Origin of the sequence: Paraburkholderia sp. (assembly GCF_036488505.1) — a bacterium.
GTDB lineage: Bacteria > Pseudomonadota > Gammaproteobacteria > Burkholderiales > Burkholderiaceae > Paraburkholderia.
This window is the reverse complement of sequence record NZ_DASXHN010000287.1, coordinates 1-15,566: the sequence shown is the minus strand read 5'-3', so window position 1 is coordinate 15,566 and position 15,566 is coordinate 1. Positions and strand designations below refer to the sequence as shown.

Here is a 15,566-nt window from a genome sequence, read left to right as displayed (position 1 = left end):
TCGTGATAGGTCAAAGAAAATATTATTATCTATTGCGTAAGCCGACCTACGGGGTACCCCGCCAACGCATCAACGCGTGAAATCTAATGACCCGAGCCGCGCAAGTGAAAGTGCTGGCCCGCTTTAGCCGCTATCAACGTCTGTTGATGTTCGGTGGCGGCGTTGCGATAACGGTGGTAGTGCTGGTCGCGTTCGTCATCAACGCGGTGTCCATCGTGCGCGCGTACATCGGACTCCTGCATCAGGAAGTCTCGCTCAATGCAAACCAGGTTTTGGACCTGTACACGCGGAAGGTTGCGATTTTCCAAAGCAACATACGGCTCGTCGAAATCGCCTGGAGGGCAGGTGAACGAGCCGAGCCGGCGCTGGTCGATCAATTCACCAACGACGGTCAGACGCTTCGCCTACAGCAGGCACCGGATCATGTTCCCGTGATGTTGGTCGGCGCATATTCGAAAGTCCCGCCGGCTGTCGAGGTTAGCCGGTATATCCGGCTTGCCCAACAGATGAGTCGTGCACTAACGGGCTCCGCAGAGCGCAACGGCGGTATTTCGAGTTTAGCGTTCTACAGTCCCGACTTCGCGCTGGTGGGCGTTGTCGCGGCGCCGTGGCCCGGCGACGCGCGGATGGCAGCGCTGCTTTCCGATCATGCAGCGCTTGTGGCCGCGCTGACTCAATCGAGTGGCAATCTTCTTAACCCTCGGGACGTTCCATTACGCGATCCGCATACCGGGCTCAGTTTGCTCCGCTGGCTACCCACGTACGACAGCCCGTTGAGTGGCAGCCCCGCGATCCGGGTTGCAGCGACCGTGTTCGATGACAAGCAAGAGCCGTTTGGCGTCATCGTTGCCGAGTTGCCCGTGGCCGCCATCAAGGCTGCTTTGGGAAACACTGGCTTCGATGCGTCGCTTTTGTTTATCGCGCGTGAGGGACGGGTGATTGCATCGACGCCAGCGGAGCGGATGGATCCGAAGACATTAGCGGTCGCGCGCTCTCTTGGTACAGAGGGCATCACCAGGGCGACAGGGGCAATCTTTCGAGATGGCCGTCTGCTGTATGGCTGGCCAATCGGTAGGTCCGGTGCAACGCTCGTTTTTGTCGAATCGTGGCGCGCGATCGCGCAGGACGTCAGTGGTCCAGTCGGCGTGTCGGCGGCGATGACGGGCGCGATCATTCTGGTGGTATGGACACTGATCCTGCTGTTCAATCGACGCGTTTTGCAGCCGGTTCTGGCGCGATCGCAACGGGTCTTCGAAAGCGAGCACCTGAGCCGTATGCTGGTCGAGACCGCGCCAGTCGGACTCGAACTGATTGCGCTGGAGAGCGGGCAAGTGCTGTTGAGCAGTCCGACGATGGTTGACACTACGACGCAGATGGTCGTGCCGACGCCAACGCTGTCGGCGGAACTGATTCGCCGCCATAGGCAGCGACGTGAACTAACAAAGACAAAAAATGTAACTCGTGAGGAACTGACGTTGCCCACGCGCGAAGGCGGGACGATGGACCTGTCGGTAAGCATCGTGCCGGCCCGCTACGAGGGGCAGGACGTGCTGGTGACGGCGTTCACGGATGTCACAGCGGAGAAGAATCTGCAGCGGCAACTACGAGAGGCGAAGCAAGCAGCCGACTCGGCCAACGCGGCGAAATCGGCATTCCTTGCGGCGACGAGCCATGAGATCCGTACGCCACTGAATGCGATTCTGGGGAATCTGGAATTGCTGTCGCACTCGCCGCTCGACGCGTTGGAGCGCGACCGGCTGAAGACCATTCGCAGTTCGTCCGATGGCTTGCTTGCGATCGTCAGCGACGTGCTGGATTTCTCGAAGATCGAAGCCGGAGAAATGACGCTGGAGCAGATCGTGTTCGACGTGCAGGAGGTGGCGTCGCGCGCCCTGGCGATGTTCGGACCAGTGGCTCACGCGAAAGGTGTGAGGCTGTCGGGCCAGTTTGGCACTACCGCAACCCAGCCAATGGTAGGCGATGCGACGCGCGTCGGCCAGGTGATGAACAACCTGCTGTCGAATGCGATCAAGTTCACCGAGCAGGGCGAGGTGACGTTGCGGCTGTCGGTGCAGGAGCGCAAGAACGATCAGGACGGCCGGCTGCTAATCGAGGTGGAAGACAGCGGGATCGGGATGTCGCCGGAGCAGCAGGCCATACTTTTTCGGGCATTCAGCCAGGCGGACGCAACGATCAGCCGCCGCTTCGGTGGCACGGGGCTGGGGCTCGCGTTGTGCGCGCGGCTCATGAGTGCGATGGGCGGAACCATCGACGTGCGCAGCCAGCTCGGGACAGGGAGCATCTTTACCGTGCAGTTGCCACTGGCGAACTGTGAAGACGCGCCGGAGCCGGACCGGCCGCACTTCCTTGGTGAACAGGTGCTGTTCGTCGCGCATGCGGACGCATGGCATGCCTATGCGGTCCCAGCGCTGGAGGCATGGGGGCTGTCGGTGCGGAGGTACCGCCACCCGGCGCAACTCGACGCGGCGGCGCTGCAAGAAGCGGACACAGTGATCATCTGCGGCGAACGCGAGACGTGGCATGCGGACAATGAGCACGACGTCGCGGACGAGTCGATCTGGGTGGTCGACTGCAGTACGGACGGCCCGGCGCATCCGGTCGCGACGGGGCAGGTGGTGCGGGTGTCGAGTTGCGGTCTGAAGGGCTTGGCGGCTGCGCTGCGTTACACGTTGCAAGGCGAGCCGCTGGAAGTGAACAAAGCGACGCAGCGGGTGCTATCGCGCCGGCTGAAGGTGCTGGTGGCCGAAGACAACGCGGTGAACCGGCAGCTCTTCGAAGAACAACTGAAACTCCTCGGATGCGACGCGCAGGTGGCGAAAGACGGACAGGCAGCGCTGGCGTGTTTATCGCGGGAGCGCTTCGACGTGCTGGTGACGGACCTGGCGATGCCGGTAATGGACGGCTATGCACTCGCGCGCGAGGCTCGGGCGCGCTGGCCGGCGATGCCGATCGTGGCGGCGACGGCGAGCGCGACGCTGGAAGAGCGAAGGCGCTGCGAGGCAGCGGGGATATCGCGGGTGGTCTTCAAGCCGATGCAATTGGATCAGTTGTCGGTGACGTTGTCGGAGGTGACCGGTGTGCCGGGTATGCCAGTGCAAGCCGAAGAAGACGAAAAAAAGCACGACGGTCTGCTGGGTGGGCGGTCCATGCCGGACGAAGTACAAGCGACGTTCCTGAAATCGTGCGAGGCGTCGCTGGCCGAGCTGCATGAAGCGTACGATGCCGGTGATGCGGAACGGATACTCGCGGAATTGCATTCGTTGCGCGGGGCGCTGGCCGTGTTCGGCTACGAGGCACTTGCCGATCAGTGCGGTCAAGCGCGAATCGCGATATCGAAGGACGGTGTGCGGGCGGCGCAGGTCACGATCGATACACTCGCCGATCATTTGCGGCTTCTGTTGCAATAAGGCAGTGCATTGGCTTTGAGCCGACGCATCAGAGACACCGGTGCTTGCGGCGCGTATCGCGACAGCGGCGCCTCTACCGGTGAACCGCGGACGCCGTGACGACAGCAGTGCAAGCAGCGACCGCGATGATGCCATTCCGTTGTCTCGATTGCCTCGTTTTACCGTGGCCTGTCGATCAACCTGACACCGCAATCGAAGCAATCGGTGCCGGCGCTAGCGTTCGCCCGGAGGCACTGCATCTGATGTATCGCGACCGCCGTCTTCCGGTACGACGGCAAGCGCCGCGCCAATCGAGTACTTGATCAGATCGGTGTCGCTGTCCACCCCGAGCTTGCGCATCGCATTGGCTTTCTGAGAGCTGATGGTCTGTTTGCTGCGCTTGAGCTGCGCTGCGATCTCGTTGACGGAGTATCCCGATACGAAGAGTCGGATCACTTCCGATTCGCGTGTAGTGAGTGCTCGGGTACTGGACATCGGCGTTTCAACGTCGATTTGCCACACAATCTTCGAAATGCTCGGCGAAAAATAACGGCCACGCGCGTATGCACCGTGAATGGCGGCGACCAGATGGCCCACCGCGTCGGCCTTACTGAGAATGCACTGGATGTCGAGCTTGAGCAGCGAGCGAATGATGCCTGGATTGTCGATCATTGTCAGCACGACAATGCGCATAGTCGGATATCGGCGCCGCAAGAACGAAAACAGTGTAATACCGTCACCATAGTTGCCACCCGGCATCGCGTAGTCTGACACCAGCACGTCGCATGGCTGCGTCCCGAGCGCTGCGACAAGTTCCGTCGAGTTCGCACATGTGCTGACGACCCTGATGGTGCGATGTTCCTGAAGCATATGAAGCAGACCAGCGACGACCGCGGGGTGATCATCCGCAAGTATGACTTGGATGGTGAAGTTGTCCATTTAGGGGCGTCCTTTATCTGAGGGCAACGATGGCATGCATTACGACTTGCCGCATAAGCATTTCGACGATGAGAGGCCCCGTTTCCGGAGGTTGATCAGCCTGTCCGCGGACGCCGACTCCATCGGTGCCGCTTCTTTACATCACGCGAGAACGCATTACTAAAAATAGCAGAACCTACGGCACATATTAGTACTTGTACGAAAGTAACAGGTGAATAGCAAGCGGACAACTGTTGATGCCGACCGTGCCCATTTGGCCACATCGTCGAGCCCGGGAACCGACAGGATGAAAGGCTCGCGAAATTGAAATTCGTACTGATCCCGGTAGGTCGGTGCGATTGTCTGATTTCGCCCCGAGACTGATTTTTTGACAATTGGAACCGGTACGAAAATTTATCTTTCGTTCATCAAGTCACGCGAAACAGCCGAATATGGCCACGTTGAACGACGAACATTGCTCGTTCTCCTAGTTCGATTTCGGTGTATCGGTGACGCCACAACGATCAAGCTAACCGGTTCCTATCATGAGTCAAGACATTCTCCCTGACGTCCAGGTTGCGGCGCAGTCCTTTACCAACGAGGATGGCCTCCTAGGTTCGGTGATGTGGATCTGCGAGCGCTACGGGTGCGGCAAAACGGCCGAGGCGCTGACCGCCGGGTTGCCAAAGAGTGGCATGCTTTCGCCATCACTCGCGCTTGATGCACTGTCCAATGCGGGCCTCACGGCGGGCTTGGTGGAGCGCCGGCTGCAACTGCTGCCGGGGCACGTGCTGCCGGTCATTTTGTTGCATCGCCGAATGGGTGGCTGCGTGCTGCTGGGGCGGCGTGCAAATCCGGACAAGGAGGCTAAAAGCCGCGTTGTGTATCAGGTGATGCTGCCTGAACTCGGCCCCGAGCCTGTGGAGTACACCCAGGAGGAAATGGATGAGTTCTATGCGGGATACGCCATTCTGGTCAAGCCGACGGCCAAAATTGAGTTGCGCGGAGAGGACAGCGTCGAGCCGGCCGGGCACTGGCTGGTCGGCACGCTGTGGCGCTATCGGCGCTATTACGCAAGCGCGGCGCTCGGCGCATTGCTGATCAATGTGCTCAGTCTCGCCAGCGTCTTTTTCACGATGAACGTGTACGACCGCGTGGTACCGAACCAGGCGTATGTCACCCTCTGGTCGCTCGCGATCGGGGTCGGCGTTGCGATGCTATTTGAAGCGATCTCGCGCCATGTTCGCAGCCATTTGCTGGATGTCGCTGGCAAGAAGGCCGACCTAGTGATGGGGACGCTCCTGTTTCGCCGAGCGCTCTCCATCCGCATGGAGCATAAGCCGGCGTCGGCGGGGTCATTCGCCAACCAGTTGCGCGAGTTCGAGTCGGTGCGGGACTTCGCGACTTCGGCGACGCTCTCGGCGATCTCCGACCTGCCGTTCGTATTTGTCTTCGTCGGGGTGCTGTTCGCGGTCGGCGGCTCGCTCGGCTGGGTGCCCTTGCTGATGATCCCGTTGATCATCGGGGCGAGTCTGTTCGTGCAATGGCCGCTTGCCCGCCTCATGAAAGAGAATCTCAAGGAAGCGTCGCTCAAGCAGGGCGTGCTGATCGAGTCGGTCGAGGGTCTGGAAACGCTCAAGGCGGTGGGTGGCGAAGGCCATATGCAGAAGCGCTGGGAGACCTGCAGCGCGATGGCCGCATCGTCGTCGATGAGATCGCGCCAGATTTCCAGCAAGGCGACGAGTTTCATCACCCTGTTGCAGCAGTTACAGACCGTGGTGCTCATCGTGTTGGGCGTATATCTGATTGACGCGGGCGAACTGACGCAGGGCGCGCTGGTCGGTACCGTGATGCTGGCCGGCCGGATTACCGCGCCGCTGGGCCAAGTGATGGGACTCGCGTTGCGCTTCCAGCAAGCGAAGGCCGCGCTGCATTCGTTGAACAGCCTGATGGCGATGCCCGTCGATCGCGATTCATCACGCACTTATCTGCCCAAGCCGACGCTCTCGGGGCAAGTCACGCTGAAAGACGTTTGCTTCTCCTACCCCGCACCGGCGATGCAACCCAATCCGCCGGTTTTGAAGGACGTCAATCTGAGCATCGAGGCGGGCGAGCGAGTTGCCATTCTGGGCCGCATCGGTAGCGGTAAATCAACCCTGCTGCGCATCATGGCGCGCCTTTACGCGCCGGTCGGAGGCCAGATGTTTACGGACGGTCTGGATGTCGAGCAGATCGATCTGGCTGATTGGCGCAAGGCGGTAGGTTACGTGGGCCAGGACGCGCGTCTTTTTCACGGCAGCCTGCGCGAAAACGTGATGATCGGTCGACCCGAAGCGAGCGCTGACGAGTTTCTGCGTGTGATGCGTCTGACCGGGCTTGACCACGTCGCAAGCCGTCATCCCAAGGGTATCAACCTGCCGATCGGGGAAGGTGGCTTGGGTATCTCCGGCGGTCAGCGTCAACTCGTGTCGTTGGCCCGCAGCCTACTTGCAAGGCCGCAACTGCTGTTGCTCGATGAGCCGACCAGCGCAATGGATAGCCAGACCGAGGCGGTCTTCCTGGAGCACCTCGCGCGTGCAACCGCTGGGCAGGCGATTGTTGTCGTGACCCATCGACCTTCGTTGCTGGCGTTGGTTGACCGGATTGTGGTGGTCGAGGAAGGCAAGGTCGTGGCCGACGGTCCGAAGGATAGGATCCTCGCGGCGCTGTCGGGCACGAGCGGCGCGGCTACCGCGGATGGATCGCAGACGCATGGTCATCAGCGCGCCGCGCCGGAAGTCGTGGCCGCAACCGCTTCCCGCCCGGCCGATACGCCCGCGGCGGCTAAAGCCGCCCCTACCGGTATCAGGATTGTGGCCGGCAAAAAGGTCGTTCCTGCAGCCGCTGCGCAAACTGGCAACACGCCGGCAGGTTCGCCGAACAAGGAGCAAATGCAATGAGATTCAATATCTTCAGACGCGGCGCGGAAAAGTCCACGCTCACCGCAGGCGATGCCGCTTTCATGAGCGACATTCGGGAATCGCTGCTCACGCAGTCGACCCCTGGCTCGATGATCGTGCTGTACCTCATTCTCGCGGTCCTGACAGGTGCTCTGACGTGGGCGCACTTTGCGCGCGTGGAAGAGATTACGCACGGCGAGGGGACCATCATTTCGAAGAGCCGCGAACAGGTCATCCAGAGTCTCGAGGGAGGGATTCTCGAACAACTGGATGTGCGCGAGGGCGATATCGTCAAGAAGGGTCAGGTGCTAGCGAAAATAGATCCGACGCGTGCCGAGACGAGCTATCGGGAATCGTGGTCCAAATTAGTTGGACTGAAGGCGACAATCGCGCGTCTGCGCGCCGAAGCATATGGGCAACCGCTGACGTTCCCGGACGAGGTGAAAGCCGTGCCTGCGGTCGTAAAGCAGGAGACGCTCGCCTACAATGCGCGCCGGCGGGCTCTCGACGATAGCGTGGCTGCGCTGGAAAAGAGCTTTTCGCTTTCAAGCAAGGAAATCGGCCTGGCCGAGCCGCTGGCGGCCAAGGGTCTGGTGTCTGAGGTCGAGTTGCTGCGCATGCGCCGCCAAGCAAACGATCTGCGCTCGCAGATCGTCGAGCGGCGCAACAAGTTTCAGGCTGATGCCAACTCGGAACTAACGAAGCTCGAACTCGAGTTGGCGCAGACCAGCGAAACCGTGGTGGGTCGCGCGGATGTCCTGCAGCGTACGACGGTGGTCGCACCAGTGTACGGTACGGTGAAGAACGTGCGCGTCAATACGATTGGGGGGGTCATTCAGCCAGGCGAGCACATCATGGAAATCGTCCCGCTGGAAGATCAACTGCTCGTCGAGGCACGCATCAAGCCTTCAGACGTCGCCTTCCTGCACCCAGGTCAACCGGCTACAGTGAAGATCACCGCCTACGACTACGGCATTTATGGCGGCCTGAAGGGAACGGTCGAGCACATTAGCCCCGACACCCTCAAGGACGACCAGAAAGCCGCAGCCGGCAGGGCTGATGCGACCTATTACCGCGTGCTTGTGCTGACGGACTCAAGTGAGTTGCATGCTGGCGGAAAAAGCTTGCCGATTCTGCCCGGCATGGTTGCGACGGCCGACATTCGGACCGGTGAAAAAACCATTCTTGACTATCTACTGAAGCCGATTTTCAAGGCTCGTGAAGCATTTCGGGAGCGTTAGTCGTCAGTCGAAGGGGCTGGCCTCAGGATTCGGATCTATAGCGCGATAGTCGCAATGCCCAACGCATAAAGTCATGTACTTCGCCGGCGGGCCTGATCGTCCGCACCGTCACACTGTGGTGGCCACGCCTCTGACATCGCCTGACGCACACGGTTGATGGCGCCTCCGGCTACAAACCTGCGCTCGAGCAGAGTGGGCACGACGAGTGCCTCACCTTGGGCTTTACGGTATCGATGTGTCCGACGCCGTGCCGCCACCGATTGCGCCTCGCGCGTCAGCGACCGGGCGCTGTGACGTCCGATCGGGTAGCCCTGCTGCGGAGCCTGCGCCATCCTACGACCGCCGTAACTCGATCGGTTTTCGCTGTGAATGGGACGCCATTTCGCCCTCTTGCGTCGTAGCGACGTATCCACGCACCAGCGCTTCAGAGGTCTACTCATCCCTCACCTCAATAGGAGAATATCCCCTTGAGAAGCGTGTCGGGCTATTTGACCACTACTCTCTTCGCCGCGATGAAACCCGGTATTGCTAACACTACCAGTGTCGAACAAGGTGCCGCGCGTAACCGCCTTTTTCCGTTTCCATCGACGCCAAGACATAGTCGGATACATAGTGCTAATGCCGACCGCTATCCTGCTGATGCGGTTATCCACGATAACCGGTCTTCTTTAGCGCTCTAATGAACTCCCGGTTCTGACATGCTGATTTTGCTGCATGGCGAACATCAGCCGCGTTGCCTAACGCAGGACGCAGCACACAACGATCTCTGAGGACAAAGATCCGGAGATTTCTTTGTGGCCTGTCGCACATCGACGAATCTTGCTCAGGAGTTCCTTTCGCCCGTCGTCCTGTCGCAATTTCCGATGGGCCCGCGCTTTCCGCAATAACGGGGAGAGCCGCTATCTTAGGACCCCCAGCGTCCTAATAGCAGACGACCTCAATTCGAATTTGTCCTATTCCCTCCTAGGATCTATGTCGTCGCGCTGGCTCTGTGAATAACGGGGAGTGTGGGCGCCTCAATTTCAGCCGACCTTAATTAGAACTCGTCCTATTTTCTTACTATCTCAAAAAATTAAACTGAACCTAGTACAAAGATTTATCAGAAACCGCCGCATTAACTCATCAGAATCTGGCCGGCGTTATTAATGTCACGAGTCTTTTTAAAATTGTTGCCCCAGTCATTAGAAAACCATCCCTATAGCTGCTTTTTTAAACATTAAAAGGAACGATATCATGAACAAGTCGTATATCAGCGTCTGGAATGAAGCAAGTGGTTCGTGGGTGGCCGTGTCAGAGATTGCGACTGCACGCGGAAAGCCAAATAAATCCTCCCGGGCGATGGGGACGGCAGTCGCACATGCCTTGGCGGCCGTAGTCGGTGTCGCATGTCTTGGCTCATCCGGAACCGCATTCGCGAATAACGTGGTCGTGAGCACAGGTGTGACGAACGTCCCATTGGGCACTGCAACTCAAAGTACCTCTAATGGCCTGACGACGACTGCGGGGGAGGATGGTACCAACGCTAACGTCGCAGTCGGAACCATCGCAGTCGCGAACGGCGGATGGAGTACGGCGATTGGCGATGCTGCTGAGACATCCGGCAGCCATTCGACTGCCGTTGGAGCATCTTCCCTGGCATCCGGAGCCAATTCGACTGCCATTGGTGCCAATTCCACGGCAAGCGGCACCTCCTCCATGGCACTGGGCGAGTCGGCGAGTGCAACGGCGAACAATTCGGTCGCTTTGGGTGCCAACTCGACAACGACGGCCGACCTGAGTGCAGCGGCTTACAATCCGGCATCGTCGACCTTGTCCGGCACGGCGCCGGCAGGCGAGGTGTCGGTGGGCTCCGCAGGCAACGAGCGGCGCCTCACGAATGTGGCGGCCGGTTCCGCCGCGACGGATGCGGTAAATGTCAGCCAGTTGCAGTCCGAAAGCGCGAAGTCGAATGCCATTGGGGCGAGCGCGGCGGCGGCATTGGGGGGTGGATCGAGCTATAGCTCGATCAACGGTGCCATCACTGCACCGAGCTACAGCGTAGGTGGCACGACGGTCAACAACGTCGGTGATGCAGTTGCCAACATCGACGGTCGCACGACGCAAAACACGAGCGACATCGCGCAATACGCAGCAGGCATCGCAGGCCTGCAGGGCCAAATGGCCGATACGGTCTCTTACGATTCGTCGGCACACGACAGCGTGACGCTGGGCGGTGCGGGAGCAGGCGCGCCCGTGGCATTGCATAACGTGGCAGCAGGCAATCTCTCAGCGACGAGCACTGCCGCCGTCAATGGCTCGCAACTGTACGCGACCAACCAGAACGTGCTGAATGCGCAGAACGCCGCCGAAGCAGCAGCAGCGGCCGCGGGAAATGCGGTGCAGTTCGATGCGACACAGGGCGGTAATGCAAACGTGCAGGACATGAAGCTGGTCAACGTGGCTGCAGGCACGGTGAGCGCGAGCAGCACGGACGCGGTCAACGGCGGCCAGCTGTATGGCACGGCGTCGAGCATGGCTCAGGCACTGGGTGGGGGTTCGACGGTGAACGCGGACGGCACGGTCACTGCGCCGAGCTACAAAGTGGGCGGCACGACGGTCCATAGCATGGGCGACGCCGTCATCAACATCGACGGTCGGACGGCGCAGAACACGAGTGACATCGCGCAGAACACCGCGCATATCAACAGCGTGCAGAACCAGTTGGCCGATGGCACGGTAGGTCTGGTGCAGCAGGACGCGACCACCCGCGACATCACCGTGGCCAACGAGACGGACGGCACGGTGATGAACGTGGCGGGCACGGCAGGAAATCGCACGGTGACGGGCGTCGCGGCGGGCGCGGTAAACGCCTCGAGCGTGGACGCGATCAACGGCGGTCAGCTGTACGGCACGGCATCCAGCATCGCTCAAGGTCTGGGCGGCGGTTCGACCGTGAACACGGACGGCACGATCAGCGCGCCGACCTACAGCGTGGACGGCGCGACCGTACACAGTGTAGGCGATGCCGTCACCAACCTCGATGACCGTGTCACGCGAAACACCACGGACATCACGAAGCTGCAGACACAGGTGGACGATGTCGGGACGCAACTTTCAGGCGCGGTGCAGTACGACCGTCATGCCGACGGTTCGGTGAACTTCGGTTCAGTGACGCTCGGCGGAAGCCAGAGCGCGGGGCCGGTCGTCCTGACCAATGTAGCGAATGGCAAGAGCCAGTACGACGCAGTGAATTTCGGTCAACTGTCGGCGTTGCAGGATCAGGTGACCGATCTCGGCGGGCAAGTGAAGGACCTTGGTGGGCAGGTATCGAACATCCAGCCGGGCAATATCCCGGATGGTTCGTCGTCGGGCAGCGGCAACGGTGCAGTGGTCGATGCGGCGATGCCAGGTACCGGCGCGGGCAGCACCGCGGTCGGAGCCGGCGCGGTAGCAACCGGCACCAACTCGACGGCGATTGGGACGGACTCACAGGCTGGCAATTCGAACTCGGTCGCGTTGGGTCAGGGTTCCGTGACGGACCGCGACAACTCGGTTTCGGTGGGCTCGGCGGGCCAGCAGCGTCAGATCACCCATGTTGCAGCGGGTACGGCCGACACGGACGCAGTCAATGTCGGTCAGATGAACAGCTCTGTGGCACAAGGCATTCAGCAGGCCAACAACTACACCGACCAGAGTATCAATGCCACCAATCAGGCGGTCAACAATCTCGCCAGGAACGCCTACTCGGGCATCGCCGCAGCCACCGCGCTGACGATGATTCCGGAAGTCGATCAGGGCAAGAAACTGTCGTTCGGTATCGCGGCGGCGACTTACAACGGTTATCAAGCGGTTGCACTGGGCGGTACGGCTCGTATCAAAGAAAACATCAAGCTGAAAGCGGGTGTTGGCATGTCCGCCGGCGGCACGACTGCCGGGATTGGCGCCTCGTATCAGTGGTAAGCGGTTGCGGGAGGGGGTGCCCCCTTTCCCGTCGCTTGATGCGCCTTCGCTGGAGCTCAATCTAACAAGTAGTCAAGCTGGGACAGAAAGACAACTGGCAATGAGCTTCTCCGTTAGCGAGTTCCAAGCAGCTCAAATCTTTTGCAACGGTATGCGCAAAACATAATAGTCGCGGGGAATGGAGTTCTAGATTCAGCGCGGATAGGAAGTACCAGCTTGTCGGTAATTTGTTTGCAAGGCAAACACGCACCCGAGGAGAATCCGCTTCGCAAACGAAAGCTCCACCGGCAGCGAGGTAAGAGCACTACAGAGGGGCGCTCATCGCTTCTTGCCCGGCGACGCTGCTATAGAAAAGGTCAGTTGCTGTTTGACGAATCACATAGCCCTGCGGCTGAAGATAAATCTGGCTCGCAAAACGCGTTGAGATACGCTAAACTGACTTCACCGATTAAGGAGTGGTAGTTCAGTTGGTTAGAATACCGGCCTGTCACGCCGGGGGTCGCGGGTTCGAGTCCCGTCCACTCCGCCAACATTATCAAAGGCGAACCGATGTTCGCCTTTTTCTTTAAGCGCTTTGCCGCACAGCCGTCCCTTGGCGCGTTGAAATTGGCTGTAATTCCGTGCTGAACCGCTGTGGGCACTATGGAGACTCGTTGGTTTGAATTGATGCCGGCGCGACAGCAGCATTGCTGGGTTGCAGATAGTGGCTCGCCGCAGCTTCAGTTACATCAGTCGATGCTGATTGAACCACGCCCCCATTCCAGCGTAGCCAATTCAACACATGCAGGTGTTTCCAAACAGCCGCCGATGGATCAGTGACGCCTTATACAGGCCATTGATCGTTTCAGTGAGTGCATTGTCGAACGGTCATCTAGAACGTGGCGGCAGAGGCTCGATGTCCGCTTCAACCAGCCGCTCGCTGTAGCGAATAGCGACGTATTGGGCGGTTCAACATTCCGGGCCATCACGCATGCGTTGGCAGTGCAAGCGACCATGCGCTCAGCCACGCAGACGACGGCACAGGTACCATGGTCACGGGCTGCGACGACGCGCTGATGAATGTTGCTTCAGCTGTCGACTCTGTCGTCTTTTAACGTGAATGACAATACCTTCAAGACGAGTTGCTCATAGCTGATGCCAACCGCGCGGGCGGCCTTCGGCGGTAGCGAGTGATCGGTCATTCCGGGCGCGGTATTTACTTCGAGGAAGTACGGATTGCCGTCACCGTCCAGCATGAAGTCGGCGCGACCCCAGTCGGTGCAGCCAAGCACTTCGAACGCGCGGCGCGCGAGCGCTTTCAGTCGCATCTCCTCTGACAATGCCAGTCCGCACGGAATCACATATTGCGTCGTGTCGGAGATGTACTTGGCGTCATAGTCATAGAACTCGCCTGCCGGTACGATGAGTATCACGGGCAAATCGAGATCACCCGCAATGCATGCCGTGTATTCGCCGCCGCCTTCGATGCTTTTCTCGACCAGGACTATTGTGTCGAATCTTGCCGCTTCGGCCATCGCCGCTGACAGCTCCTGAGCCGCCTTCACTTTGATTACCGCCACGCTCGAGCCTTCGCTCGCCGGCTTGACAAAAAGCGGCAGGCCGAGTTGCGTGACGATCGCCAGTGCGCGCGCATCGTAATCATCGCCGCGCATTACAGCCTCGAACGGTGGCGTTGGAATGCCCAACTGCTGCCATACGAGTTTTGCGCGAAACTTATCGAGCCCGAGTGCCGAACCGAGCACGCCGCTACCCGTATAACGAATGCCGTAGAAATCGAGTGCGCCCTGAATTTGCCCGTTCTCGCCATAGCCGCCGTGCAGGGCGTTGAACGCGCGCGTAAAGCCCTCGTCCTTCAGAGCTGACAGCGGCCGCACAGACGGATCAAAAAGGTGTGCGTCGACACCTCCATCGCGCAAAGCCTTCAACACGAGACGGCCGGAGTTAATCGACACCTCGCGCTCGGCGGAAACGCCGCCACACAGCACCGCCACCTTGCCGAATCGCTTTGGATCGATACCACGCATTTTGAACTCCCTGCTTCTGCGCGAGGTGCCCAGCCGTCGACGGCAAATCGACGAGCATTGGAACCGCCGCGCTTGGGCGCGCACCACTACCACGAGCGCCCGTAAATTGACACCGTTCCGCACTGCCGTACGGCAAGTCGGGGCGAGAATTGAGGCGGTGACGTTCAGCCGGAAGCCGGCCTGCGGAAGCCCGAAACGCAGCGAACAACAAACCACCCACCACAGAATGAGATTACGAAAAAAGCCATCGAGTGTCCAATAGGGGTCCGCATTCAACCTCCTTCAGCGATTTATCGACCCTGCTGCGCATCAAGTTTCGCAAGCGCCATGCGGATATCCTCCGCGGACTTTTGCCGGGCCAGCAACGCCGCTGCTCTTTTAGCGTGTCCGGCAAGCAGGTGACGTTGCGGCCCGGCAGCGTAGGCGTAGATGTGATGAGGCCGGAGGCCGGCGCCGCGCAGCCGGCGGACGTAATAAAGCTGACTGTAAAAAGGAACAATACGATCTTCCGGATCTGAAATCAGATAGATTTCGGGCAGTGGATCCCGGCGAATACGCCCGATTTCGTCGATAGGATCGTAATAGGTCTGGGCGTCATAAAGCAGTCGGCCGGGAATCTCACGCCTGAATTCCCAGTACGCCGTAACCTGTTTCACGGAAACAAGTCCGGAAGAAAGCACCGATGCCGCGATGTCCTGTCGCCTGTTAAGGAGCGCGGCGGCGATCTGGCCTCCAGCGGAATGGCCGGTGAGGATGAATGACCTGATGTCGTAACGCTCCTTGAGCATGTCCAGTGCGCGCTCCATCAGTTCAATCTCGCGGTGAGTGCGCCGCATGTTATGGTCGCCAGAGGAGCCATAGATACCTGGCCGGGCAAGATACAGCGCAGGGAGGCCGGCGTCGGCAGACCAGTCAGCCATCTCCTTCTCGATCTGCATAGGCGAAGCGGACCGGTAGGATTGCGTGATGTACCTGACTCCCCTCGTCGTTCTCAGCATCACATCGCCGCTGAGATAAACAAGCGCGGTGGGGTTTTCACCACCGGAAAGTCCGTGCGCATAGTAACGGATGCACTCTCCGTTTCCGTTGACTTCGACC

7 protein-coding genes, 1 tRNA gene and 1 pseudogene are annotated in these 15,566 nt (G+C 59.8%); 5 read left to right on the top strand and 4 right to left on the bottom strand.

All coding sequences use genetic code 11. The annotated features are described in order from the left end of the window. The first annotated feature begins 104 nt into the window (after positions 1-104). Positions 105-3,428 carry an ATP-binding protein gene (locus VGH68_RS17210; RefSeq protein ID WP_331604862.1) on the top strand — a complete coding sequence of 1,108 codons (3,324 nt, stop codon included), beginning with the start codon at positions 105-107 and terminating at the stop codon, positions 3,426-3,428. Positions 3,429-3,641: 213 nt separating this feature from the next. On the opposite strand, the gene VGH68_RS17205 is transcribed toward VGH68_RS17210, so the two are convergent. Further along, positions 3,642-4,346 carry a response regulator gene (locus VGH68_RS17205; protein ID WP_331604861.1) on the bottom strand — a complete coding sequence of 235 codons (705 nt, stop codon included), beginning with the start codon at positions 4,344-4,346 and terminating at the stop codon, positions 3,642-3,644. Positions 4,347-4,870: 524 nt separating this feature from the next. On the opposite strand from VGH68_RS17205, the gene VGH68_RS17200 reads away from it, so the two are divergent. From VGH68_RS17200 to VGH68_RS17185, 4 genes are all read left to right on the top strand, one after another. Then, a complete protein-coding gene (locus tag VGH68_RS17200) occupies positions 4,871-7,264 on the top strand; it encodes a type I secretion system permease/ATPase (protein ID WP_331604860.1) in 2,394 nt (797 codons plus the stop codon). After that, on the top strand, positions 7,261-8,505 hold the full coding sequence (locus VGH68_RS17195) for an HlyD family type I secretion periplasmic adaptor subunit (protein WP_331604859.1): 1,245 nt from the start codon (positions 7,261-7,263) through the stop codon (positions 8,503-8,505). The genes VGH68_RS17200 and VGH68_RS17195 overlap by 4 nt, the downstream gene beginning before the upstream one ends. Positions 8,506-9,738: 1,233 nt before the next feature. Beyond that, entirely contained in the window at positions 9,739-12,444 is a 2,706-nt protein-coding gene (locus VGH68_RS17190) for a YadA-like family protein (protein ID WP_331604858.1), read from the top strand. A 452-nt stretch (positions 12,445-12,896) separates the two neighbouring features. Then, positions 12,897-12,973 (top strand) — tRNA-Asp (locus tag VGH68_RS17185). Between the two features lie 111 nt (positions 12,974-13,084). Here VGH68_RS17185 and VGH68_RS17180 read toward each other — a convergent pair. From VGH68_RS17180 to VGH68_RS17170, 3 genes and pseudogenes are all read right to left on the bottom strand, one after another. Beyond that, positions 13,085-13,389 (bottom strand): annotated as a pseudogene (locus VGH68_RS17180) (IS3 family transposase); the annotation flags it as partial. A 122-nt stretch (positions 13,390-13,511) separates the two neighbouring features. Beyond that, entirely contained in the window at positions 13,512-14,468 is a 957-nt protein-coding gene (locus tag VGH68_RS17175; protein ID WP_331604883.1) for a D-alanine--D-alanine ligase, read from the bottom strand. 290 nt (positions 14,469-14,758) lie between these two features. Beyond that, a partial coding sequence (locus VGH68_RS17170; RefSeq protein WP_331604857.1) for an alpha/beta hydrolase family protein occupies positions 14,759-15,566 on the bottom strand: 808 nt, incomplete at its 5' end.